This is a genomic window from Methylobacterium sp. 1973, from assembly GCF_040545035.1.
Lineage (GTDB): Bacteria > Pseudomonadota > Alphaproteobacteria > Rhizobiales > Beijerinckiaceae > Methylobacterium > Methylobacterium fujisawaense.
The window spans coordinates 76022-99017 of the sequence record NZ_JBEPLA010000017.1 but is presented as its reverse complement, the minus strand read 5'-3'; the positions used below and the strand labels follow the sequence as shown (position 1 = coordinate 99017).

Annotated in this window: 20 protein-coding genes; 9 read left to right on the top strand and 11 right to left on the bottom strand. The window is 71.2% G+C overall.

Features of this window, described 5'->3' with window-relative positions; translation table 11 throughout:
• Positions 1-63 precede the first annotated feature (63 nt).
• Both ABIC70_RS25140 and ABIC70_RS25135 read left to right on the top strand, forming a co-directional pair.
• The gene (locus ABIC70_RS25140) at positions 64-2916 is read left to right on the top strand and encodes a PAS domain-containing protein (protein WP_354441725.1); all 2853 of its coding nucleotides are present in this window, start codon (positions 64-66) and stop codon (positions 2914-2916) included.
• 101 nt (positions 2917-3017) lie between these two features.
• Positions 3018-3323, top strand: coding sequence for a hypothetical protein (locus tag ABIC70_RS25135; RefSeq protein WP_043387073.1), 306 nt, complete (start codon positions 3018-3020; stop codon positions 3321-3323).
• Between the two features lie 141 nt (positions 3324-3464).
• Here the strand turns inward: ABIC70_RS25135 and ABIC70_RS25130 are convergent, their stop codons facing one another.
• Complete coding sequence (locus ABIC70_RS25130) at positions 3465-4508, bottom strand: DUF2891 domain-containing protein (RefSeq protein ID WP_354441757.1); 1044 nt, start codon at positions 4506-4508, stop codon at positions 3465-3467.
• A 166-nt stretch (positions 4509-4674) separates the two neighbouring features.
• On the opposite strand from ABIC70_RS25130, the gene ABIC70_RS25125 reads away from it, so the two are divergent.
• Positions 4675-5442, top strand: coding sequence for a CDP-diacylglycerol diphosphatase (locus ABIC70_RS25125; RefSeq protein WP_075382026.1), 768 nt, complete (start codon positions 4675-4677; stop codon positions 5440-5442).
• 27 nt (positions 5443-5469) lie between these two features.
• On the opposite strand, the gene ABIC70_RS25120 is transcribed toward ABIC70_RS25125, so the two are convergent.
• Complete coding sequence (locus tag ABIC70_RS25120) at positions 5470-6372, bottom strand: LysR family transcriptional regulator (protein ID WP_043351634.1); 903 nt, start codon at positions 6370-6372, stop codon at positions 5470-5472.
• Between the two features lie 170 nt (positions 6373-6542).
• Between ABIC70_RS25120 and ABIC70_RS25115 the strand changes: the two genes are divergently transcribed.
• The 6 genes from ABIC70_RS25115 to ABIC70_RS25090 all read left to right on the top strand — a co-directional run bounded on the left by ABIC70_RS25115 (position 6543) and on the right by ABIC70_RS25090 (position 13765).
• Complete coding sequence (locus ABIC70_RS25115; RefSeq protein ID WP_043387069.1) at positions 6543-8075, top strand: ABC transporter substrate-binding protein; 1533 nt, start codon at positions 6543-6545, stop codon at positions 8073-8075.
• 192 nt (positions 8076-8267) lie between these two features.
• Positions 8268-9185, top strand: a complete 918-nt coding sequence (locus tag ABIC70_RS25110) for an ABC transporter permease (protein ID WP_354441722.1) — start codon at positions 8268-8270, stop codon at positions 9183-9185.
• A gap of 14 nt (positions 9186-9199) precedes the next feature.
• On the top strand, positions 9200-10135 hold the full coding sequence (locus ABIC70_RS25105) for an ABC transporter permease (protein WP_354441720.1): 936 nt from the start codon (positions 9200-9202) through the stop codon (positions 10133-10135).
• Positions 10136-10195: 60 nt separating this feature from the next.
• Positions 10196-11617 carry a M20 family metallopeptidase gene (locus tag ABIC70_RS25100; protein ID WP_354441718.1) on the top strand — a complete coding sequence of 474 codons (1422 nt, stop codon included), beginning with the start codon at positions 10196-10198 and terminating at the stop codon, positions 11615-11617.
• Between the two features lie 3 nt (positions 11618-11620).
• The gene (locus ABIC70_RS25095; protein WP_075381042.1) at positions 11621-13225 is read left to right on the top strand and encodes an ABC transporter ATP-binding protein; all 1605 of its coding nucleotides are present in this window, start codon (positions 11621-11623) and stop codon (positions 13223-13225) included.
• Between the two features lie 189 nt (positions 13226-13414).
• Positions 13415-13765 carry a hypothetical protein gene (locus ABIC70_RS25090; RefSeq protein WP_043351624.1) on the top strand — a complete coding sequence of 117 codons (351 nt, stop codon included), beginning with the start codon at positions 13415-13417 and terminating at the stop codon, positions 13763-13765.
• Here the strand turns inward: ABIC70_RS25090 and ABIC70_RS25085 are convergent.
• From ABIC70_RS25085 to ABIC70_RS25045, 9 genes are all read right to left on the bottom strand, one after another.
• Positions 13738-14187, bottom strand: a complete 450-nt coding sequence (locus ABIC70_RS25085) for a Ros/MucR family transcriptional regulator (protein WP_043384757.1) — start codon at positions 14185-14187, stop codon at positions 13738-13740. The two genes, ABIC70_RS25090 and ABIC70_RS25085, sit on opposite strands and share 28 nt — an antisense overlap.
• Positions 14188-14438: 251 nt before the next feature.
• Positions 14439-15527, bottom strand: a complete 1089-nt coding sequence (locus ABIC70_RS25080) for a YeiH family protein (RefSeq protein ID WP_043384759.1) — start codon at positions 15525-15527, stop codon at positions 14439-14441.
• 172 nt (positions 15528-15699) lie between these two features.
• Positions 15700-16623: an ABC transporter permease gene (locus tag ABIC70_RS25075; RefSeq protein WP_051976149.1), complete on the bottom strand. Its 924-nt coding sequence runs from the start codon at positions 16621-16623 to the stop codon at positions 15700-15702.
• Complete coding sequence (locus ABIC70_RS25070; RefSeq protein ID WP_043350049.1) at positions 16616-17386, bottom strand: ABC transporter ATP-binding protein; 771 nt, start codon at positions 17384-17386, stop codon at positions 16616-16618. Before ABIC70_RS25070 ends, ABIC70_RS25075 begins: the two co-directional genes overlap by 8 nt.
• Positions 17387-17543: 157 nt before the next feature.
• Positions 17544-18683, bottom strand: coding sequence for an amidohydrolase/deacetylase family metallohydrolase (locus tag ABIC70_RS25065; RefSeq protein WP_053611349.1), 1140 nt, complete (start codon positions 18681-18683; stop codon positions 17544-17546).
• 132 nt (positions 18684-18815) lie between these two features.
• Positions 18816-19832, bottom strand: coding sequence for an ABC transporter ATP-binding protein (locus tag ABIC70_RS25060; protein WP_053611304.1), 1017 nt, complete (start codon positions 19830-19832; stop codon positions 18816-18818).
• A complete protein-coding gene (locus ABIC70_RS25055; RefSeq protein ID WP_043350053.1) occupies positions 19829-20842 on the bottom strand; it encodes an ABC transporter ATP-binding protein in 1014 nt (337 codons plus the stop codon). The genes ABIC70_RS25060 and ABIC70_RS25055 overlap by 4 nt, the downstream gene beginning before the upstream one ends.
• Complete coding sequence (locus ABIC70_RS25050) at positions 20842-21816, bottom strand: ABC transporter permease (RefSeq protein WP_043759643.1); 975 nt, start codon at positions 21814-21816, stop codon at positions 20842-20844. The genes ABIC70_RS25055 and ABIC70_RS25050 overlap by 1 nt, the downstream gene beginning before the upstream one ends.
• On the bottom strand, positions 21813-22754 hold the full coding sequence (locus tag ABIC70_RS25045) for an ABC transporter permease (protein WP_043350057.1): 942 nt from the start codon (positions 22752-22754) through the stop codon (positions 21813-21815). The genes ABIC70_RS25050 and ABIC70_RS25045 overlap by 4 nt, the downstream gene beginning before the upstream one ends.
• Positions 22755-22996: the final 242 nt, after the last annotated feature.

Below are 22996 nucleotides of genomic sequence, written 5' to 3'. Positions count from 1 at the left end.
CCGCCGGGCCCGTGAGGCAGAGTTTCATTAGGGAGGCGCGGGCGCTTACGCTATGACGGTCCCGTGTCGCAGACCGAGACAATATCCCGCCCGTCGGGTTTCGAGCCCGAGCATCCCCAGCGGCTCGCCGCCTTGCGCGCCTACGCCATCCTCGACACGCCGCCGGAGCGCGCGTTCGACGAGATCGCCGAGATGGCCGCCCAGGCCTGCGGCACGCCGATGGCCCACATCAATTTCGTCGATGCCGACCGGCAGTGGATCAAGGCCGCGTTCGGCCACCCCGCGCGGGCGATGCCGCTCGATTTCGGCTTCTGCACCGAGGCCATGCGCGAGGACGGCGTCCTCGTGCTGCCCGATCTGGCCGCGCTGCCGGACCGCGCCGCCAATCCGCTCGTGGCCGGCGAGCCGCACCTGCGCTTCTACGCCGGCGTGCCCCTGGTGACGCCGGACGGCTGGGCCATCGGGACGCTCTGCGTCCTCGACCGCGTCCCGCGCACCCTGACCGACCAGCAGATCTTCATCCTCAAGGCGCTCGCCCGGACGGTGATGACGCAGCTGGACACCCGGAATGCCGAGGCCGCCCTGCGCCGGAACGAGGAGCGCTACCGCTCGCTGTTCACCTTCATCGAAGCCGGCTTCTGCCTGGTCGAGCTGACGTTCGAAGACGGCCGGGCGGTCGATTACCGCTTCCTGGAGGCCAATCCCGCCTTCGAGCGGCAGACCGGCCTGACGGACGTGGTGGGGCGGTGGATGCGGGACATCGCCCCCGATCACGAGCAATGCTGGTTCGACCTCTACGGCCGCGTCGCCCTGACCGGCGAGCCGGTCCGCGTCGAGCAGGCCGCCAAGGCCCTCGACCGCTGGTACGACGTGCACGCCTACCGGGTCGACGGGCCGGGCCGGAACCGCGTCGCGATCCTGTTCAACGACATCACCGAGCGCCGCCGGAGCGAGATCGCGCTCCGCGCCCGGGAGGCGGAACTCCGGCTGGTCGCGGACGCGATGCCGGTCCTGATCGCCTTCATCGACCGCACCCTCACCTATCGGTTCGCCAACGCCGCCTACGAGTCCTGGACCGGCTGCAGGCCCTCCGAGGTCGTCGGGCAGACCGTGCGGATGCTCATCGGTCCCGAGGCCTTCGCGATGCGGCAGGCCGCCTTCGAGCGGGTGCTGGCCGGGCAGGAGATCCGCCGGGAATGGACCTGGACGCTCCCGAACGGCGAGACCCGCATCGCCGACACCCGCTACCTGCCGCGCCGGGGAGCGGACGGAGGGGTCGACGGGTTCTACGTCTTCGCCCACGACGTCTCGGAGCGGAAGCGGATCGAGGCGCTGCTCCAGTCCCGGGCGGAGCGCCTCGAAGCGCAGGTCGCCGCCCAGACCCGCGACCGCGACCGAGTCTGGACGCTGTCGCCGGTGCTGAAGCTCGTCGCGGACCGGGACGGGCGGGTCCAGTCGGCGAACCCGTCCTGGAGCCGGGCGCTCGGCTGGTCGGAGGCCGAGACCCTGGGCCGGGCCGCCCTCGACTTCGTGGCCACCCCGGAGCGGGCGGCCGCGCAGGCGGCGCTGCGGCCCCTCTGCGACGAGAGCCGGGTCGAGGATGTCGAACTCTCCTGTCTGACCCGCGCCGGCGACCGGCGCCGGGTGCTCTGGACCGTCGTGCCGGAGGACGGGCTGTTCTACGGCTTCGGGCGCGACATCACCGAGCAGCGGCAGGCCGAGGAGGCCCTGCGGCAATCGCAGAAGCTGGAGGCCATCGGCCAGCTCACCGGCGGGGTGGCCCACGACTTCAACAACCTCCTGACCATCATCCGGTCCTCCATGGAATTCCTGCGCCGGCCCGACCTCGCCGAGGAGCGCCGCCGCCGCTACGTCGACGCGGTCTCCGACACCGTGGACCGCGCGGCCAAGCTCACCGGCCAGCTCCTCGCCTTCGCCCGGCGCCAGGCGCTGAAGCCCCAGGTCTTCGACATCGGCGCGCGCCTGCGCAGCATCGCCGACATGCTCGACTCGGTCACCGGCGCGCGCATCCGCGTCATCATCGAGCTGCCGGAGACGCCCCGCTTCGTGCGCGCCGACGAGAGCCAGTTCGAGACCGCGCTGATCAACATGGCGGTCAACGCCCGCGACGCCATGCGTGGGGAAGGCAGCCTGACCTTGCGCCTGGAGGGCGAGTGCCCGATGCCGCCGATCCGCGGGCATGCCGGCGCGCCGGGGCCGTTCGTGGCCGTGCGGGTTTCCGATACCGGCGGCGGCATCCCGGACGCCGATCTGGGGCGGATCTTCGAGCCGTTCTTCACCACCAAGGAGATCGGCAAGGGCACCGGCCTCGGCCTCAGCCAGGTCATCGGCTTCGCCAAGCAGTCGGGCGGCGACATCGACGTGGCGAGCGCGCTCGGGCGCGGCACGACCTTCTCGCTCTACCTGCCCCAGGTCGAGGCGCCCGCACAGGTCGCCGAGGCCGACCGCGACCGCCGCCGGGCGGCGGAACCGCGGCGGGGCCTGTGCATCCTCGTCGTGGAGGACAATCTCGGGGTCGGCCGGTTCTGCACCCAGATCCTGGAGGATCTGGGCCATGCCCCGGTCTGGGCGAAATCCGCCGAGGAGGCGCTGGGCGAACTCGGGCGGACGCCCGACCGCTTCGACGTGGTCTTCTCCGACGTGGTCATGCCGGGGATGGGCGGCTTCGCCCTCGCCCGGCAGCTCCAGGCCGACCGTCCCGACCTGCCGGTGGTGCTGACCTCGGGCTACAGCCACATCCTGGCCACGGACGACGCCCACGGCTTCACCCTCGTGCGCAAGCCCTACTCCGCCGAGCAGCTCGCCCAGGTCCTCTACGAGACGGCGAAGCGCGGCGGGCAGCCGGCCGCCCCGGCGCCGCAGCCGGGCGGCGCTGACGGGGCGCGCGATCCTTAACCGCCTTCGCCCGAATTCGTCCGCGTTCTAACCTAAGCATTTTGGGCCACACCGGACTGGATGTATTGTATTCGCCTCGACAATCGGGGCGCGAGACCGCCATGCCGCTGACCGGACGCTTCTGGTTCCGCCGGACCTGGACCGGCAAGCTGATCCTGCTCGTCGAGGAGGAGCGCGGGCGCTGGTTCCGTCGCCACCTCGGCCGCAAGCTGCGCTGGCGCGATGCGCGGCTCCTCGACCTCGCCGAAGCGCCCCTGCGGAACCTGATGACGCTGGAGCGGACCTACCGCGCCGAGTTTGGCCCCGGAGACCTGCGCCGGCCGGTCGGAATCGCTCCGGTGACGGGCGCATTGCCGTTGCGACGCGGCGTTCCGGATCCAGGAACAAGACCACCTGTGTCGAGTTGATGCCGGGCCAGACGGTGCCGACCGCATTGTCCGGCCGCCCCGCTCGGGCGTTTCCTCCCTAGACTTTCGGACCGTTCTCTTGAGGGCGGTCTTTTTTTATTGTCGGTCCCCTTCCCCAGCCTGACCCGGAGCGAAGAGTTCTCAAGTTTCTCTTAGAATATCATCCGGGTCGCCGTCCGGCCCCGCCTCCAGGGCCAGGACCGCGAAGGTCGCGAGCCAGTGCTCGCCCATGTAGTCGCCGGTGACGTGCGGGAGCCCCGCCGCGAGGTGATCCTCCGCGGCCGCGCCCAGGAGCGGCCGGCGGGGATCGTCCGCATCGAGGGCCGCGGCCAGCGCGCGGAAGCACCATGCGCGGCTGAGATTCAGCCCGTCGAGATGCGCGATCTTGCCGTCCGAGCGGTCGGTCACGCGGGCCGGGCGGAACAGGGTCGCGGGCCGGGACGTCGCGAGATTGGGCAGGAACCGGTCGAACCAGGGCGTGAAACGCGTGGGGGGCAGCAGCCGGCGCATGCATTCGGCCTCGATCAGCGCGGAGGACAGGAAGTCGTCGCCGCCGGGCTCGCCCCAGGCCGGGCAGTCCGTGTCCGCCCCGTACCAGCGCTCGGCGGTGTCGCGCAGCAGGGCGGTCAGCCCGGCATTCCCCGCGCCCTCCGCGTAATCGGCCGCCAGGCGCAGCGCGAAGGCGGTGTTGAAATGGGTCCCGACCCGTACCGGATAGACGGCGACCGGCAGGAAGTCCCGGAACCGCTGCGCGATCATCCCGGCCAGCGGCGCCAGGGCCTCGGACCAGCGGCGCTCGGGGAGCGCGGAGAGTTCGTCGGTGAGCTTCAGGAGCCAGCCCCAGCCGTAGGGCCGCTCGAAGCCCCGGGCGGTCGGGGCGGCGAAGTAGGCGCATTCCCCCGCCACCGTCTCGGGGGTCAGCTGCGCGTCGAGCCGGGCGCGGATCGCCGGGGCCTGGGGGCCGTCCGGGTACAGGCGCAGCACGCGCGCCAGGAGCCAGGTGCCGTGGACGCAGGAATGCCAGTCGTAGCTGCCGTGGAAGGCCGGGTGCAGGGCCGCGGGGGTGCGGGCATCCGCCGGACCGGCCAGGACGTGCCCGGGCTTGTTCGGATATTCGCGGGCGACGTGGCCCAGGGCGACCGCGGCGAAGCGCGCGGCGATGTCGGGGGTGAGCGCGGTCGTCATCGCGGGCATGGCGTCATCGCGGGCCTCCGGGGCGGCGGAGCGGCCGGCATAGCGGGTTTTCCGGTGCGGCGTCAGCGTCTCCGGATCCTTTGCCGGCAGGACCCCGGATCGGCTATTGCGGGACGGCCAAGCCGACGCGCCGCGCCGGCTCGATCGGGGAGCCCTCATGCGCCGCGCGCCGTTCGCCGCCCTCCTCGTGGCGCTCTCCGCGATGGCCGCGGTCCCGGCCGCGGCCGCCCCCGATCCGAGCCGCGACGTCCTGTGGGCGGCGCTGAAGACCTGCGTGCTCGCCAAGCGGCTCGCCAACCGGACCTTCCCGTGCCTCTCGGTCGACCTGGGCGACGCGGATCGTCCGGGCTCGGCGGTGCTGCGCGCCCCCGGCGAGCCGACCCACAGCGTCGTCATGCCCACCGACACCGTGGCGGGCCTGGAGGCACCGGTCCTGCGCGGGCCGCGGGGCGCCGCCTACTGGCGGGCGGCCCTGGCGGCGCGGCCGCTCGTGTCGGACGTGCTGAAAGGGAAGCTGTCCCCCGCGGAGGTCGGGCTCGCGGTCAACTCGGCCCGGGGCCGCAGCCAGGACCAGCTGCACATCCATCTCGACTGCCTGAAGCCGAGCGTGCTCAAGGCGGTCCGGGCGCACGGCCGGCAGGTGCGCCACACCTGGAGCCGCTTCCCGGTGCCACTGGCCGGCGACCGCTACTACGCCCTGCGCGTGCCGGAGGCGGAGGCCGCGCAGTTCAACCCGTTCGCGGCCCTGCACACCCTGCCGGGCGCCCGGCCGGACCTGCACCGGACGAGCTTCGCGGCGCTCGCCACGCCCCCGGGCGATCCCGAGCCGGGCTACATCCTGCTGGCCTACCGGGCGCCGAGTGCCAGCGCCGAGGACGTCATGGACCACAGCTGTCGGCTCGCGGCTGACCGGAGCGGCGCCTGAGCGGTCGCGGGCCGAGCGCGCCGAGGGTCACGGCGATCGCGGCGGCGGCAGCGCGTCGAGCAGCTGGCGCAGGAATGCCCGCACCGCCTTCGGCAGCCGCCGGTCGCGCATCGCCTGGATCTTCACGCCCCGGGCGAGGCTCGTCCGGGACTGGATCGGCAGGCTGACAAGCTCGTTGAGCCGCAGGGGCGTCTGCACCGACAGCGCCGACATCAGGGCGATGCCGCGGGAGCGCCGCACGAAGGGCAGCAGCGCCGAGAGATTGTTGGAGGTCAGCACCGGCTCCACCGCGATGCCCTCGTGCGCGCAGGCGGCGTCGAAGACCTGCCGCAGGGTCGTGTCCCGGGTCGGCAGGGCGACGGGATAGTCCAGCAGGTCGGCGAGGCGCAGGGCGGGCGCCCGCGCGAGGGGATGGTCGGGCGCGGCCAGCGCCAGCATGTCGACCTGCCCGTCGTAGAGCACCTCGACCTGCGCGGTGGGTGTCAGCGCGAAGGTGATCCCGAGATCGGCATCCCCCACTGCCACCGTCTGGGTGACCTGGGCCGGGGGCTGGACCGTGACCTCGAAGCGGATGCCGGGATGGGCCGCGTGGAAGGCCGCGATCGCGTTCGGCACGATGTCGAGGGAGAAGCCCTCGGAGCAGGCGACCCGGATCAGCCCGCGGGCGAGCCCTTCCAGCTCCCGGATCTCGGTGACCACCTGCTCGGAGCGGATCAGCACCTGATGAGCGTGCTGCGCCAGCAGCTCCCCGGCCGGGCTCGGCACCATGCCGCGCGGGCGCCGCTCGAACAGCACGCAGTCGAGCTCGGCTTCGAGGTTGGCGATCTGCCGGCTGATCGCCGAGGCCGCCACGTTGAGCTGGGCCGAGGCCGCAGCAATCGAGCCGGTGCGGGCCACGGCCAGGAAGTAGCGCAGGCCCGTCGTCTGCATTATCGTGCTCGATACGCTGTATGCTGCCATGCACATTGCCAATACGGCAACGCAGCACTCGCCAAATTCTACTTGTTGCGATCCCAGATGCACAACACCATGGCAGGGTGAAAAACGCGGCAGCCGCGGATCGATCCGCCGGACCTGTCCGCCGCGCCGTCGGAGACCGCATGCCGCTACGGATTCTCACCCGGGCCGCGACCCTCGCCGCCTCGTTCGCGACCCTGATCGCCGCGCATCCGGCACTGGCCGGGAAGGCCGACGACACCCTGGTCTACGCCTCGGACAGCGAGCCGGAGAACGTCAGCCCGTATCACAACAGCGCCCGCGAGGGCGTGATCCTGGCCCGGAACTGCTGGGACACCCTGCTGTACCGCGACCAGAAGGACGGCACCTACAAACCGATGCTGGCGACCGCCTGGACCTGGGCGGACGACACGACCCTCGATCTCACGATCCGCGAGGGCGTGGTCTTCCACAACGGCGACCCGCTCGGGCCGGAGGACGTGGCCTTCACGTTCAACTACGTGCTGACGCCCGAGGCGCGCACGGTCACCCGCCAGAACGTCGACTGGATGAAGTCGGTGGAGGTCACGGGCCCGCATACGGTCCGCATCCACCTCAAGGCGCCGTTCCCGGCGGCGCTGGAATACCTCGCCGGCCCGACCCCGATCTTCCCGGCCAATTACTTCAAGAAGGTCGGGCTCGACGGCTTCGCCAAGGCGCCGATCGGCAGCGGACCCTACCGGATCACCAAGGTCGATAGCGGCCGCGGCGTCTCCATGGAGCGGTTCGACAAGTACTGGGCCGGCAGTCCGCTGGGTAAGCCGAAGATCGGCAAGCTGCAGTTCCGCGTCATCCCGGACGGCGAGAGCCGGATGGCCGAGCTGATGACCGGCGGCGTCGACTGGATCTGGCGGGTGCCGAGCGACCAGGCCGAGCAGCTGCGCGCCGCGCCCAACATCACGGTCCTCAACTCCGAGACGATGCGGGTCGGCTTCCTGCAATTCGACACGCTGGGCCGCGCCAAGGAGAACTCGCCGCTCAAGGACGTGCGCGTCCGGCAGGCGATCTCCTACGCCATCGACCGCAAGGCGATGGTCGACAACCTCGTGCGCGGCGCCTCGCGGGTGATGAACGCGCTGTGCTTCGTCGACCAGTTCGGCTGCACCGACCAGGGCGTGCCGCGCTACGCCTACGACCCCGCCAAGGCCAAGGCGCTGCTCAAGGACGCCGGCTACCCGAACGGGTTCGAGATCGATCTCGGCGCCTATCGCGAGCGCGACTACGCCGAGGCGGTGATCGGCTATCTCGGCGCCGTCGGCATCAAGGCGCGGCTCAACTACCTGCGCTACGCCGCCTTCCGCGACGCGCTGCGGGCCGGAAAGACCTCGATCGGCTACCAGACCTGGGGGTCGTTCTCGGTCAACGACGTCTCGGCCTTCGACGGGGTGTATTTCCGCGGCGGCGAGGAGGATCTGACCAAGGATCCGCAGGTGATCGCCGATCTCCAGAAGGGCGACGGCTCCACCGATCCGGAGACCCGCAAGGCCGCCTACGCCAAGGCGCTGCAGCGGATCGCCGGAGAGGCCTATGCCCTGCCGATGTTCTCCTACTCGACCAACTACGCCTTCACGTCGGACCTGAACTTCACCGCCCAGCCCGACGAGGTGCCGCGCTTCTACGCGGCGTCGTGGAAGTGAGGATGGTGGTCGTGGCGCGACCGGCTCCCTCTCCCGTGCGGGAGAGGGTTGGGGTGAGGGATCAGGTCTTCCCGGAGAGGTCGCACCCCTCACCCTGTCCCTCTCCCGCACGGGAGAGGGGACCCGCGATCCGCCCCGGTTCCGACGGCGGGAGCCGATCCGGTCCGCATCGCCGAAAGGGAGCCTGAGCCCATGCTGGCCTTCACGTTCCGGCGCGTGCTGGTCGCCCTGGCGGTGGCCTTCACGGTCTCGGTGGCGAGCTTCCTGCTCCTCCACCTCTCGGGCGACCTCGCGACCGCCATCGCCGGCCCGGAGGCCACCGGGCCGCAGATCGCCCAGATCCGCCAGGATTACGGACTGGACCAGCCGCTGCTGACCCAGTTCCTCACCTGGGGCTGGCGGGCTTTGCACCTCGACTTCGGCAACTCCTTCTATTTCCGCGAGAGCGTGATCGACCTGCTGGCCGCCCGCCTGCCGATCACCCTCTATCTCGGCATCATCGCGCTCGGCGTGGCCCTGTTCGTGGCGATCCCGCTGGGCGTCGTCGCCGCCGTGAAGCGGGATACCTGGATCGACCGGACGGCGCTCGCCGTCTCGGTGCTCGGCCAGGCGATGCCGAGCTTCTGGTTCGGCCTGACGCTGATCCTGATCTTCTCCGTCAACCTCCGCTGGCTGCCGGTCTCGGGCAACGCCACGTGGAAGAACTTCGTCCTGCCGGCAATCGCGCTCGGCTACTACGCGATGCCCGCCGTGATGCGCCTCACCCGCAACGGCATGCTGGAGGTGCTGGCCTCCGACTACGTCCGCACCGCCCGCGCCAAGGGGCTGCCGCCCAGAAAAATCCTGGTGCGGCACGCGCTGCGCAACGCCGTGATCCCGGTGATCGCCCTGGCGGCGGTGCAGTTCGGTTTCATGCTCGGCGGCTCGATCGTGATCGAGGCGGTGTTCTCGCTCCAGGGCCTCGGCCAGCTCGCCTGGGAATCCATCGCCCGCAACGACTTCCCGGTCGTCCAGGCGATCGTGCTGGTTCTGGCCATGATCTACATCGGCCTGACGCTGGCCGCCGACCTCCTGAACGCCTTCCTCGATCCGCGCCTGCGCCAGGCCTGAGGACGGAGATCGCCATGAGCCTCCCCCCCGACGCGGCGGCGCTCGCCGCTCCCGCCCTGCCCCCGGACGCGCCGGTCGCGCTGGCGGCGGTGCCCTCCCCCACCCGCCTGATCCTGCGGCGGGGCCTGCGCCACACCGGCTTCCTGATCGGGGCCGGAATCCTCGGGCTGATCGTGCTGGCGGCGCTCGCCGCCCCGCTCATCGCGCCGCACGACCCCTACGCGCAGGACGTGTCCCGCCGCCTGATCCCGCCGGTCTGGCAGGCCAAGGGCTCCTGGGAGCACGTGCTCGGCACCGACAAGCTCGGCCGCGACTACCTGAGCCGCCTGCTCTACGGCGGCCAGATCTCCCTTCTGATCGGGATCTCGGCGGCGCTGATCTCGGGGCTGATCGGCACGGTGCTCGGCTTGTGCGCCGGCTATTTCGGCGGCTGGGTCGACTCCGTGGTCAGCTACGTGGTGACCACGCGGCTCGCCATGCCGGTGGTGCTGGTGGCGCTCGCCATGGCGGCCCTGGTCGGCGGCTCCCTGAAGGTGGTGGTGCTGGTGCTGGGCTTCCTGCTCTGGGACCGCTTCGCCGTTGTGACCCGGGCCGCGACACAGCAGATCCGCAACCAGGATTTCGTCTCGGCCGCCCGCGCCGCGGGGCTGACCGACCTGCGGATCCTCCGCCAGGAGATCCTGCCCAACATCATGAACGCCCTGATCGTCGTGGCGACCCTGGAGATGGCCCACGCGATCCTGCTGGAGGCCGCGCTGTCGTTCCTCGGCCTCGGCGTCCAGCCGCCCCTGCCCTCCTGGGGCCTGATGATCGCCGAGGGCAAGCAGTACATGTTCTTCCAGCCCTGGGTGATCACCATCCCGGGCGTGGCGCTCCTCCTCCTCGTGCTGGCGATCAACCTCCTGGGCGACGGCCTGCGCGACATCACCGCCCCCGAGGCGCGCAACTGACGGCTTCGCCGGGCCAGGGCCCGTCGACAGGTTACCAAAATGTTTCACGGGAAACACACCATGACGCGAGACGCCGCCATCGCGCGCGCCACGGAGGCTTTCGATTCGGGCGCGTTCCTCGCCCTGTTGCGGGAGGCGGTGGCGATGCCCACCGAGAGCCAAGCCCCCGGCCAGGAGGCGGCGCTCCGCGCCTATCTCGACGCCTTCATCGTGCCGCTCGTCGCCCGGCTCGGCTTCGAGACGCCAAAAATCTTCCCGAACCCCGACGGGGTGCACGGCCCGTTCCTGATCGCCGAGCGGCGCGAGGGCGCGGACCTGCCGACCGTGCTGATCTACGGCCACGGCGACACGGTGCGGGGCTATCCCGAGCAGTGGCGCGCGGGCCTCGGCCCCTGGGAGATCGTGGTCGAGGGTGACCGCTGGTACGGGCGCGGCACCGCCGACAACAAGGGCCAGCACGTCCTCAACCTCGCCGCCCTGGAGCAGGTGATCGCGGCCCGCGAGGGCCATCTCGGCTTCAACGTGAAGCTCCTGATCGAGATGGGCGAGGAATCGGGCTCCCCGGGCCTGCGGCCGTTCTGCCGGGAACAGGCCGATTCCCTCCGCTCGGACGTGCTGATCGCCTCGGACGGACCCCGCCTCAACGGCGAGCGCCCGACCCTCTTCCTGGGCTCCCGCGGCGCCTACAATTTCGAGCTGAGCCTCAACCTGCGCGAGGGCCCGCACCATTCCGGCAACTGGGGCGGCCTGCTGCGCAACCCCGGCACGGTGCTGGCCTCGGCGATCGCCTCGATGGTCGACGCGCGGGGCAGCATCCTGGTGGACGCCCTGCGGCCGCCGCCGATTCCCGAGGGCGTGCGCGCGGCGCTCGCCGACATCCGCGTCGGCGAGGACCCGACCGCGCCCACGATCGATGCCGACTGGGGCGAACCGGGCCTGAGTCCGGCCGAGCGGGTCTTCGCCTGGAACACCCTGGAGGTGCTGGCCTTCAAGACCGGCGATCCGGACGGCCCGCTCAACGCTGTCCCGCCCCACGCCAAGGCGACCCTGCAACTGCGCTTCGTGGTCGGCACCGACTGGCAGAACCTGATCCCGAACGTCCGCGCCCATCTCGACGCGCACGGCTTCCCGATGATCGAGGTCCGTCCGGCCCGCGCCGCGGAGGTGTTCCAGGCGACACGTCTCCCCGTCGAGGATCCCTGGGTCGAGTGGGCGCTCCAGTCGATCGAGGCGAGTTCGGGCCAAAAACCGGCGCTGCTGCCCAATCTCGGCGGCTCGTTGCCGAACGACGCCTTCTCGGAGATTTTGGGCCTGCCGACCCTCTGGGTGCCGCATTCCTATCCGGCCTGCCGCCAGCACGGGCCCGACGAGCACATGCTCGCCTCCGGCACCCGCGAGGGCCTGGCGATCATGGCCGGCCTGTTCTGGGATCTGGGCGAGGCCGGACCCGACATCCTCCGGCGCCGCAAAGCGAGGGCCTGAACCATGAGCGCGCCGGTCGTCCGCATCCGCGATCTGACGATCGCGCTCCCCAAGGGCGCCGACCGCCCGCACGCGGTCGAGGGCCTGAACCTCGACCTCGAGGCCGGGAAGATCCTGTGCGTGGTCGGGGAATCGGGCTCGGGCAAGTCGATGAGCGCCTACGCGCTCACCGGCCTCCTGCCCCGGGCCCTGAAGCCGACGGCCGGCACGATCCTGTTCGAGGGCCGGGACCTCCTGACCCTCGACGAGCCCGCGTGGCGCGGTTTGCGCGGCCGGCGCATCGCCATGGTGTTCCAGGAGCCGATGACGGCGCTGAACCCGGTGATGCGGGTCGGCGACCAGATCGCCGAGATGTTCGAGGCGCACAACCTGCTCAGCCGGAGCGAGCGCTGGGCCCGGGCGGTGGCGCTCGCCACCGAGGTCGGCCTGCCGAACCCCGAGGAGGCGGTGCGGGCCTACCCGCACCAGCTCTCCGGGGGCCAGCGGCAGCGGGCGATGATCGCCATGGCGCTGGCGCTGGAGCCCTCGGTGCTGGTGGCCGACGAGCCGACCACGGCCCTCGACGTCACCACCCAGGCCCAGATCCTCCGGCTGATCCGCGACCTGCAGCGGAAGCGCGGGATGAGCGTGCTGTTCATCACCCACGATTTCGGCGTGGTCGCGGAGATCGCCGACCACGTGGCGGTGCTCCAGCGCGGGCGGCTCGTGGAATCCGGCACGGCCGAGGCGGTGCTGCGCAATCCGCAGGCGCCCTACACCCGGGCGTTGCTCGCCGCCGTCCCGAGCCTCACGCCGCCGCCGCGCGCGCCCCTCGCGGCGGCCCCGGTCGCCCTCTCGGTGACCGGGCTGTCCAAGACCTATTCCGGGCGCTCCGGCCTGTTCGGCAAGCCGCGGGTCGTGGCCGCCGTGAAGGAGGTCTCGTTCGACGTTCGCCGCGGCGAGACCCTTGGGATCGTGGGCGAGTCGGGCTCGGGCAAGTCGACCACGGCGCGGCTCGCAATCCGGCTGATCGAGCCCGACGGCGGCACGGTCCGGCTGGGGGACCTCGACTACACGGCCCTCGGCAAGACGGCCCTGCGCGACAAGCGCAGCCGCATCCAGATGATCTTCCAGGACCCGTTCGCGTCGCTGAACCCGCGGCGCACCGTGGAGCAGATCATCACGGCGGGGCCGATCGCCCATGGGGTCCCGGCCGCCGAGGCCCGGGAGCGGGCCCGAAACCTCCTCGACCTCGTCGGCCTCGATCCGAAGGCCGCCGCCCGCTACCCGAACGCCTTCTCGGGCGGGCAGCGCCAGCGCATCGGCATCGCCCGGGCGCTCGCCATGGAGCCGGACGTGCTGGTGGCCGACGAGGCGGTCTCGGCGCTCGACGTCTCCGTCCAGCGGCAGGTGCTGGACCTGCTGGAGGATCTGAAGCAGCGCCTGTCCCTGGCGATGCTGTTCATCACCCACGATCTGCGGGTGGCCGCCACGATCTGCGACCGGATCGCCGTGATGCACCGCGGCGCCATCGTGGAGATGCGGGGCACCGCGGAGCTGTTCGCCGCGCCGGAGCACGCCTACACCCGCAGCCTCCTCGCGGCGGTGCCGGGCGCGCACGCCTCCTGAGCCCGCCGGGGCCGGGACCGGGCCAATCTGGGACGCAGAGACAAGTTTTTTGGACGGGACCGCCCTGTCCGGCCCCTGCAAGTTCAGTAGGATAGCGCCGTTGTCGCGGGTGGAGCACCCCGACGGATCCACGGCTGCACCCGCTATCCGTCCTCGCTCCCGCCCCGACTGCGGACGGGGTGATTCAGCGTGTCGATCTCAGACAGGACCGACGACAGGCAAGCGATCCGCCGGCGCAGCGCGCCGGATGGACCGCCGGCGCTGCGCCGCGGGCGCGAGCACCGGATCGTGCGCTGGATCAGCGCCGGCAACCGCAAGGCACCGCCCCCCGCGGAGGAGACCACGTCCGCGGCTCCGGATTGCCATGTGATCAAGCTGAGCTGGGCCGACACGTTCGGGCGTCCGGACCGCGCCGCGCTCGGCAGGTCCGTCCCGGGCCCCGCGCAGGTGCTTCCGTTCCAGAGCCGCAAGGCCGAGAGCGCGCCGCCACCGGGCTCCCGCCGCGCCGCCGATCAGCCGCCGGTGCCGGTCCTGCGCTGATCGCTGCGCCCGCCGGGCACGCCGAGGCCGATCGCCTTGGCGAGCGCGGAGCGCTGCGCGGCGTAGCCGGGCGCGGTCATCGGGTAATCCTCCGGCAGGCCGTAGCGCTCGCGATACCGCTCCGGCGTGAGGCCGTGGGCGGTGAGATGGCGCTTCAGGGTCTTGTAGGTCCGGCCGTCGATGAAGCTGACGATGCCGTCCTCCTGGACCGACTTCCGGATCTGTGCCGGCGTCGGCCGCTCCACGGCCGGTTCCGCCGGGGCAGCCGGTTGCCCGTCGAGGGCCGCCAGCGCTCCGTGCACGCTCGCCATCAGCTCCGGCAGCGCCGTCGGCGGAACGGAATTGTTCGAGACGTAGGCGGCGACGATCTCGCCGACCAACGTGACCAACCGGAGGCGGCTCTCGGGATTCTGTTCAGGCACTGCGCGAGTCCATCCGAAGCTTTCGACGACGATGGACGTGGTTCCAGAGCAAAAATCGCGGATGTGTCAAGACGGTCTTGAAAGACAGTCGATCACCGAAAGGGCTTTTCGATCCGAACGGGCGCGATCGCCCGCGAAAAGGATCCGTCACCTGCACAAAGATGCCGATCCTGCCCCGGTTACAGGCGCCGGACGCGCACAGGCCGGGAAATACCGCGCCACATCCGGCGGGAGCGCAGGACGGCGCGGCGTCAGCCGATCCCGAGGACGCGGATCAGCGTGAGGCTGAGGACGATCAGGACGGCGAGGGAGGCGATGACCGCGAGGGTGACCCGGCCGCCGACCCGGGCGAGAACCCGCACGTCGACCCCGAGCCCCAGGGCGGCCATGGACAGGACCGTGAGCACGCCGGCGAGCTGGGTCAGCGGCTTCACCGCGGCATCCGGGACGAGGCCCAGGGAGCGCAGGGTGGCCAGGGCCAGGAAGCCGACAATGAACCAGGGCACGAGCTTGGTGAGGCCGGGACGGGCCGGCGCGCCCGGCGCCCCCGCCGCCTGCGGCAGCCGGGGCGCGATCAGCGAGAACGCCACCACGACCGGGCCGAGCATCAGCACGCGGACGAGCTTCACCAGTGTTCCGACCTGGGTCGACAGCAGGCTCACCGGCACGGTCGCGGCCAGCACCTGCGGCACCGCGTAGACGGTGAGCCCCGCCAGCACGCCGTACTGGTTGTCGGTCATGCCGGCGAGCGGCACGAACAGCGGCAGGCCGAGCACCATCAGCACCCCGAGCACCGCCGTGAAGGCGATGGCGGCGGCGATGTCCTTCGGCTCCGCTCCGATCACCGGCGCCACCGCGGCGATGGCCGAGTTGCCGCAGATGGCGTTGCCGCAGGCGACGAGGATCGCCATCCGGGCCGGCAGGCCCAGCACCCGGCAGATCGCCACGCTGGCGGCGATGCCGAGGACCACGGTGCCGACGATGCCGGCCAGCAGCGCCGGGCCGGAGGCGAGGATCGCCCCGAGGCTCAGGGAGGCGCCGAGCAGCACGACGGCGACTTCGAGGAGCTGCTTGGCCGAGAAGGCGATGCCGGTTCGGAACCGGGCCGGGGGCGTCCAGGCGGTGCGCACCGCGATGCCGACCAGGATCGCCAGGACCAGGGCCTCGATATAGGGATGGCCGGCGACCCGCTCCTCCAGCGCCTGCGCGGCCATCGCCACCGCGGTGATCGCCGCGCACAGGCCGATGCCGGGCAGGACCGAGGCGGCCGTATCCGACCGGCCGCCCCGCTCGGGAAGCGCCGGCGTCGGGGCTGCCTGGGAAGAGGATTCGAGGCTCACAGGATCGGACTCCGCGGTCGTCGACGGAGCTTATAGGAAGAAAACGTTCGTCGCACCCACGCAAAAGAGAAGTTACTTCTCTATTCAGGCAGCGTTTAAGAAGATGCATCTAAGGACACGGTGGACCCGACCGCGCGCCGGGACGCTCCCGGTCGTCGGGCGCCGCGGCGCCTCAGGCCTGCATGCCCCAGCGCTGGACGGTGCGCCGCTCGATCGTCTGGAAGATCAGGTTCTCGACCACGAGGCCGATCAGGATGACGGTGAGCAGACCGGCGAACACGTTCGGGATGTCGAGCATGTTCTTGTTCTCGAAGATGAACCAGCCGAGCCCGCCCGCCCCGGACGACACGCCGAAGACCAGCTCGGCGGCGATCAGGGTGCGCCACGCGAAGGCCCAGCCGACCTTCAGCCCGGTGAGGATCGCGGGAAAGGCCGCCGGGATCAGGATCTTGCCGATCAGCCGCGGCCCCGACAGCCCGTAATTGCGCCCGACCATCTTCAGCGTCCGGCTCACCGACAGGAAGCCGGAATGGGTGTTCAGCGCGATCGCCCAGGTCACCGAGTGGACCAGCACGAAGATCAGGCTGCCGTTGCCCAGGCCGAACCAGATCAGCGCCAGGGGCAGCAGCGCGATGGCCGGCAGCGGGTTGAACATCGACGTCAGGGTCTCGAGCAGATCGGTCCCGATCCGCGACGCGATGGCGAGGCCCGTGAGCACGGTCGCCAGGGCGATGCCGGCGGCGTAGCCCATGAGCAGCACCTTGAGCGACGACCAGGCGCGGGCCGGCAGCGTGCCGTCCGCGATACCCCGAAAGAAGGCCTCCACGGTGGCCGAGAAGGTCGGGAACAGCAGGTCGTTGTCGAGGTAGCGCCCGTAGGCCTCCCAGATCCCGGCCAGGAGGACGAGGATCACGATCTTGCGCAGCCAGGCCTGGTTGTAGAGCCGCTCGGCGAGCGACAGGGGCTTCTCCACCACCGTGGCGCCATGGGCGTGGCCAGTCTCGCGCACGATCTCGGGGCGGCCGGATTCCACGGGCGTCAGGCGCGGCGCGACGCCGGTCAGCGGGGCGCCGGTCAGGGCTTGCGCGCTAGACATTCTCGGCCTCCTCGATCTCTTCCGAGAACAGCATGTGCTGGATCCGGCTCTCCAGCTGCAGCGCCGCCTCCGGGGATTCGGCGCTGTTGAGTTCGGCCTTCACCTCGCCGGGATGGGGCGAGAGCAGCAGGATGCGGGAGCCGACCTTGATCGCCTCCGGGATCGAGTGGGTGACGAACAGCACGGTGAAGCGCGTGCCCTCCCACAGCATCAGCAGCTCGTCCTGCATGCGCCGCCGGGTGAGCGCGTCGAGCGCCGCGAAGGGCTCGTCCATCAGCAGGATGTCGGGCTCCATGGCCATGCCGCGGGCGATGGCGACGCGCTGCTTCATCCCGCCCGACAGGGTGTGGGGATAGCTGTCGGCGAACTTCGTGAGGTTGACCTTGTCGATGTAGAGGTTGGCCCGGTCCAGGGCCTCCCGGCCCTTGAGCCGGCCCGAGGCTTCCAGCGCGAAGACCACGTTCTGCCGCACGGTCTTCCAGGGCAGGAGCTGGTCGAATTCCTGGAACACCATCATCCGGTCGGGGCCGGGCTCGGTGACCGGGCGGCCCTTCAGGCGGATCTCGCCCTCGGTGGGGGCCATGTAGCCGCCCACCGCCTTGAGCAGGGTCGACTTCCCGCAACCGGAGGGCCCGAGCAGGACGAACCGGTCCCCGGGCCAGACCCGGAAGCTCACCCGGTAGGTGGCGGTGACGAGGTGCTCGGGCGTCTTGTAGCGGAGTGTGACGCCGTCGACCTCCAGCAGAGGCTGACCCGTGTCCATCCATCCTCCCTGGCGCCGCAGCTTCGACCGCGTGTCGCAGAGGGCCGGCGATGGCCCGCCCCTCACGGGAAAGTGTATCGGGCCGCCGAAGAGGCTGTAAAGGTCGATATTCTGTATGCGATCGGACCGAGGACCTTCAGGTCCGGCCCCGGCGCGGTCAGGCCGGATGCCACCACCGGCCCTTCAGCACCACGCCCTCGGCGGTGATCCGCTGGGCGCCGGTCATGGTCTCCCCCCGCGTGTCGACATAGTCGAAGGCCCCGTCCCGCACCGCCAGCACGGTGGCGTCGCCCAGCGCCCCGACCTTCAGGGTCCCGTATTCCATGCGCTTCAGCGCCACGGCGGCGTTCACCGTGGAGGCGGCGATGACGTCGGTGAGGCTCATGCCGAGGCAGAGCATCTTCGACATGGTGGTGACCTGGTCGAAGGCCGGCCCCTCGATGCAGAGCTGGTGCACGTCCGACGAGATCGTGTCCGGCAGGAAGCCCCCCGCCAGCATGGCCCGCGCCGTCCGGAAGGCGAAGGAGCCCTTGCCGTGGCCGATGTCGAACAGCACCCCCCGCGCCCGGGCCTCGCGCAGCGCCGGCTTCACGGCCCCCTGCGCGGTCACGGGCGAGTTCGGGAAGGGCCGGAAGGCGTGGGTCAGCACGTCGCCGGGGCGGAGCATGGCGAGCACGGCCTCGTAGCTCGGCGGCGGCTCGTCGATATGGGCCATCAGCGGCAGGCCGGTCTCCTCGGCGACCTGCAGGGCGAGGTCCAGCGGCGCGGTCCCCTGGTCGCCCGAGGCGTGGCGCCCGACCCGGACCTTGATGCCCACGATCACGTCCCGGTTGGCTTCGGCGACCTCCACGGCCTCCCGGGGCGCCATCAGCCGCGGATCCTCGCTCTCGCCGACCATGATGGTCTTCGAGAACCCGAAGATGCCCGCGAAGGAGACGTGCAGGTAGGCGAGGATCCGCGCCTGCGACCGCTCGATCACGTGGCTGCGGAAGCCCGCGAAGTTGCCGGGTCCCGCGCTGCCGGTATCCACCGAGGTGGTCACGCCGGAGGTGCGGCAGAATTCGTCGGCGTCGATGCCCAGCGACGTGCCGCCCCAATAGACATGGGTGTGCAGGTCGATCAGGCCCGGCGTGACGATGGCGCCTTCCATGTCGCGGACCTGCGTGCCCGGGCCGGCCGGCAAGTCGCGGCCGAAGCCCGAGACCCGTCCGTCCGCGAAGGCGACGTCGCAGATCCCGTCGTGGTTCTGCGACGGGTCGATGACCCGCGCGCCCTTCAGGATGAGGTCGTGCTGCACGGTTGTCTCCAAAAGCCGTCTGCAGGGATCCGATCCGTCATCGCGCGCGCAGCGAAGCGACCCAGGATCCGCCACGCTCGGGGATCGCGCGCCGCACCGGGTTGCTTCGCTGCGCTCGCAAAGACGGCTCCGTCAGGCCGCCCGGGCCGGCGCGGCCGCGTCGTTGAGGTGGCAGGCGGCGAAATGGCCGGTGCCCACCGCGTCGAGGCCGGGCACCTCGGTCCGGCAGCGGTCGAAGGCGTGCGGGCAGCGGGTGTGGAAGCGGCAGCCGGAGGGCGGGTTGATCGGGCTCGGCACGTCGCCCTTGAGCACGATGCGGGTGCGCCCGGCCCCGGGCTCGGGGATCGGCACCGCCGAGAGCAGGGCCTGCGTGTAGGGGTGCTTCGGGGCCAGGAACAGATCGCGGCGGGGCCCGATCTCGACGATCTTGCCGAGATACATCACCGCCACCCGGTGGGTCATGTGCTCGACGATGGCGAGGTCGTGGGAGATGAACAGCATGGCGAGGTCGAGCTCGCGCTGAAGATCCCGCAGCAGGTTGACGATCTGCGCCTTCACGGAGACGTCGAGCGCCGAGACCGCCTCGTCGCAGATGATCAGGTCCGGCTCGGCGGCGAGCGCCCGGGCGATGCCGATGCGCTGGCGCTGCCCCCCCGAGAACTCGTGTGGGAACCGGCCCAGCGCCTCGCGGGGCAGGCCGACCCGCTCCATCAGGCTGGCGAGCTTCGCCTCGAGGTCGGCGGCATTGCGGGCGAGGCCGAAATTGCGGATCGGCTCGGCCAGGATCGCCCGCACCCGCATCCGCGGGTTGAGGGACGAGAACGGGTCCTGGAACACCATCTGGATGTGGCGCCGCAGGGGCCGGAGCGCTCCGGCCGAGAGGTCGTCGATGCGCCGCCCGTCGAGCACCACCTGTCCGGCGGTGGGCGCGTAGAGGCGCATCAGCGCCTTGGCGACGGTGGATTTGCCGCAGCCGGATTCGCCGACGAGGGAGAGGGTCTCGCCCCGGGCCACCGTGAAGGACAGGCCGTCCACGGCCTTCAGCACGCGGGTCGACCGGCCGAACAGGCCGCCGCCAAGGGAAAAGTGCTTCTTGAGGTCGTTGACCTCCAGCAGGGTGCGGGCGGAGGGTGCGGGCGTGGCGCTCATGCCGCGAGGGCGTCCTTCGGCGCGTAGTGGCAGGCGGCGAGGTGGCCCGGCGCCTTCGGCTCCAGGGCCGGCGCGTAGGCGCGGCACAGGTCGGTCACGTCCGGGCAGCGCCCGGCGAAGACGCAGCCCTCGATCCGGCCCTTCAGGCTCGGCACCATGCCGGGGATCTCGGCGAGCCGCGCGTCGGCCCCGTGCTCGACGGCGCCGAGCTTCGGCACCGCCCCCATCAGGCCCCGCGTGTAGGGATGGCGGGGCGCCCGGAACAGGTCGCGGACCGGCGCCTCCTCGACCTTGCGGCCGGCATACATCACCACCACCCGGTCGGCGACCTCGGCCACCACCCCGAGATCGTGCGTGATCAGCATGATCGCGGCCCCGACCCGGGCCTTCAGGTCGCGCATCAGGTCGAGGATCTGGGCCTGGATGGTCACGTCGAGCGCCGTGGTCGGCTCGTCGGCGATCAGGAGCTTGGGCGAGCAGGCGAGCGCGATGGCGATCATCACCCGCTGGCGCATGCCGCCGGAGAGCTGGTGCGGGTATTCCCGCACCCGGCGCCGGGGCTCGGGGATACCGACCAGCGTCAGCATCTCGATTGCCCGCTCCTCGGCCTCCCGGCGGCCGAGGCCCTGGTGCAGGCGCAGGGTCTCGCCGATCTGGCGGCCGACCGTCAGGACCGGGTTCAGCGAGGTCATCGGCTCCTGGAAGATCACGCTGATGTCGTTGCCGCGGATCTTGCGCATGGCACTGTTGGGCAGGTCGAGGAGGTTGGTCCCCTCGAACTTGATGGCGCCGGCGATGCGGGCCGGCGGCTCGGGCAGGAGCCGCAGGATCGACATGGACGTCACGGACTTGCCGCAGCCGGATTCGCCGACGATCGCCAGGGTCTCCCCCGACTGGATCGCGAACGAGACCCCGTCCACCGCCCGGTTCACCCCGTCGGGGGTGCGGAAATGGACCTGCAGGTTCTCGATCGACAGGAGGGGTGCGCCGCTCATGCTGCCGGTCCTCATCAGACGTCTTTCGCCATGCGGGGATCGAGGGCGTCGCGCAGGCCGTCGCCGACGAGGTTCACGGCGAGCACCGTCATCGAGAGGAAGATGGCCGGGAACAGGATGATGTAGAACTTCACCTGCCAGAGGGCCCGGCCCTCGGCCATGATGTTGCCCCAGGACGGCGTCGAGGGCGGCACGCCCGCGCCGATGAACGACAGGATCGCCTCGGTGATCATCGCGGAGGCGCAGATGTAGGTCGCCTGCACGGTCATGGGCGCCAGCGTGTTGGGCAGGATGTGGCGCCAGATGATCGCCGGCATCCGCGTGCCCGTGGTCACCGCCGCCTCGACATAGGGCTGCTCGCGCAGGGACAGGACCACGCCGCGCACGAGGCGGGCGACCCGCGGGATCTCCGCGATGGTGATCGCGATGATCACGTTCTGGACCGAGCCGCGGGTGAGCGCCATCAGCGCCACCGCGAGCAGGATCGGCGGGATCGACATCATGCCGTCGACGACCCGCATGACGATCCCGTCGAGCCAGCGCACCATGCCGGAGACGAGGCCGACCGCGAGGCCGGCGATCGAGGCGAGGAACGCCACCGAGAAGCCGACCAGCAGCGAGACCCGGGCTCCGTAGACCACCCGCGAGTAGACGTCGCGGCCGAGCATGTCGGTGCCGAACCAGTATTGCGCGGACGGAGCCCGGGTGCGCTTGGCGGGCGCCAGGGCGGTCGGGTCGACGGTGCCGAGATACGGCGCCAGCAAAGCCATCAGGAAGACGACGAGGAGCAGCACGCCCCCGACCACGATGGTCGGGTTGCGGCGGATATAGGTCCAGACCGGGCCCCGGCGCTTGCGGGCCGGGAACACGTCGGGCAGCGGCGCCGCGATGGCGAGGCCCGGCGGCGGGGGCGCCTTGGGGGCGGTCGCCTCGGACGGGGTCCCCGCCTGCGGGGCGCTGCTGGGGAAGGGCGCGACGGTCGCGGTCAATAGCGGATCCTCGGGTCGAGCACGGTGTAGAAGAGGTCGATGGCGAGGTTCACCAGCACGTAGACGAAGCTGAACAGCAGGACGACGCCCTGGATGACCGGGTAGTCGCGCCGCAGGATCGCATCGACGGTGAGGCGCCCTAGTCCGGGAATCGCGAAGACCGTCTCGGTCACCACCGCGCCGCCGATCAGCAGGGCGATGCCGATGCCGATCACGGTGACGATCGGCACCGCGGCGTTCTTGAGGGCGTGGACGAACAGGACCGGCCCCTGCCCCAGCCCCTTCGCCCGGGCGGTGCGGACGTAATCCTGCTGGAGCACGTCGAGCATGGTCGCCCGGGTCACCCGGGCGATAAGCGCGATGTAGACGAGGCCGAGCGTCACCGCCGGCAGGATCAGGTTGGACAGCCAGGGCCACAGGCCCTGCTCGATCGGCGTGTAGCCCTGGACGGGCAGCCAGCCGAGTTCGAGGGCGAAGACGTAGGCGAGCACGTAGCCGACCACGAAGACCGGGACCGAGAAGCCCGTCACGGCGAGGCCCATCACGAGGCGGTCGATCAGGCTGCCGGCCTTCCAGGCGGCGACGACGCCGAGCGGCACCGCCACCACGATGGCGAAGACCAGGGTGACCAGCATCAGCGAGACGGTGGGCTGCACCCGCTGGCCGATCATGGTGGTGACCGGCAGGTTGGTGAAGATCGAGGTGCCGAGATCCCCGTGGAGGATCTGCCAGGACCATTCCCAGAACCGCACCAGGAAGGGCCGGTCGAGGCCCAGCGTGGCGCGGATCCGGGCGACGTCGTCGGGCGTCGCCTGGTCGCCCGCGATGATCGCCGCCGGATCGCCGGGGGCGAAGTAGAGGAGGCTGAAGACGAACAGCCCGACCACCGCCATGACCGGGATGGTGGCGAGGATGCGCCTGCCGATATAGCCGAGCATGGGTCCTCGCTAGGCCGTGGGACGAAGGGCGCGGCGGGCGCCGCCGCACCCCCTCCCCCCTCTGCGGGGGAGGGTGGCCGCCGAAGGGGGTCGGGAGAGGGGAACCCGGCTTCCGGAAGGGGCGCGGCCTGCATGAAGGGCGAAGCCCGATCCTGCATCGTCGCTCCCCTGTCCCGACCCTCGCTGACGCGAGGGCCACCCTCCCCCGCAGAGGGGGGAGGGAGAACGCGTCGCGTTCGCCG

Excerpts from the sequence above, each read along its gene's own strand:
- ABIC70_RS25135 (WP_043387073.1), top strand. The coding sequence starts at position 3,018 with ATGCCGCTGACCGGACGCTTCTGGTTCCGCCGGACCTGGACCGGCAAG.
- ABIC70_RS25130 (WP_354441757.1), bottom strand. The coding sequence starts at position 4,508 with ATGACGACCGCGCTCACCCCCGACATCGCCGCGCGCTTCGCCGCGGTC.
- ABIC70_RS25125 (WP_075382026.1), top strand. The coding sequence starts at position 4,675 with ATGCGCCGCGCGCCGTTCGCCGCCCTCCTCGTGGCGCTCTCCGCGATG.
- ABIC70_RS25120 (WP_043351634.1), bottom strand. The coding sequence starts at position 6,372 with ATGCAGACGACGGGCCTGCGCTACTTCCTGGCCGTGGCCCGCACCGGC.
- ABIC70_RS25115 (WP_043387069.1), top strand. The coding sequence starts at position 6,543 with ATGCCGCTACGGATTCTCACCCGGGCCGCGACCCTCGCCGCCTCGTTC.
- ABIC70_RS25110 (WP_354441722.1), top strand. The coding sequence starts at position 8,268 with ATGCTGGCCTTCACGTTCCGGCGCGTGCTGGTCGCCCTGGCGGTGGCC.
- ABIC70_RS25105 (WP_354441720.1), top strand. The coding sequence starts at position 9,200 with ATGAGCCTCCCCCCCGACGCGGCGGCGCTCGCCGCTCCCGCCCTGCCC.
- ABIC70_RS25100 (WP_354441718.1), top strand. The coding sequence starts at position 10,196 with ATGACGCGAGACGCCGCCATCGCGCGCGCCACGGAGGCTTTCGATTCG.
- ABIC70_RS25095 (WP_075381042.1), top strand. The coding sequence starts at position 11,621 with ATGAGCGCGCCGGTCGTCCGCATCCGCGATCTGACGATCGCGCTCCCC.
- ABIC70_RS25075 (WP_051976149.1), bottom strand. The coding sequence starts at position 16,623 with ATGTCTAGCGCGCAAGCCCTGACCGGCGCCCCGCTGACCGGCGTCGCG.
- ABIC70_RS25070 (WP_043350049.1), bottom strand. The coding sequence starts at position 17,386 with ATGGACACGGGTCAGCCTCTGCTGGAGGTCGACGGCGTCACACTCCGC.
- ABIC70_RS25060 (WP_053611304.1), bottom strand. The coding sequence starts at position 19,832 with ATGAGCGCCACGCCCGCACCCTCCGCCCGCACCCTGCTGGAGGTCAAC.
- ABIC70_RS25055 (WP_043350053.1), bottom strand. The coding sequence starts at position 20,842 with ATGAGGACCGGCAGCATGAGCGGCGCACCCCTCCTGTCGATCGAGAAC.
- ABIC70_RS25045 (WP_043350057.1), bottom strand. The coding sequence starts at position 22,754 with ATGCTCGGCTATATCGGCAGGCGCATCCTCGCCACCATCCCGGTCATG.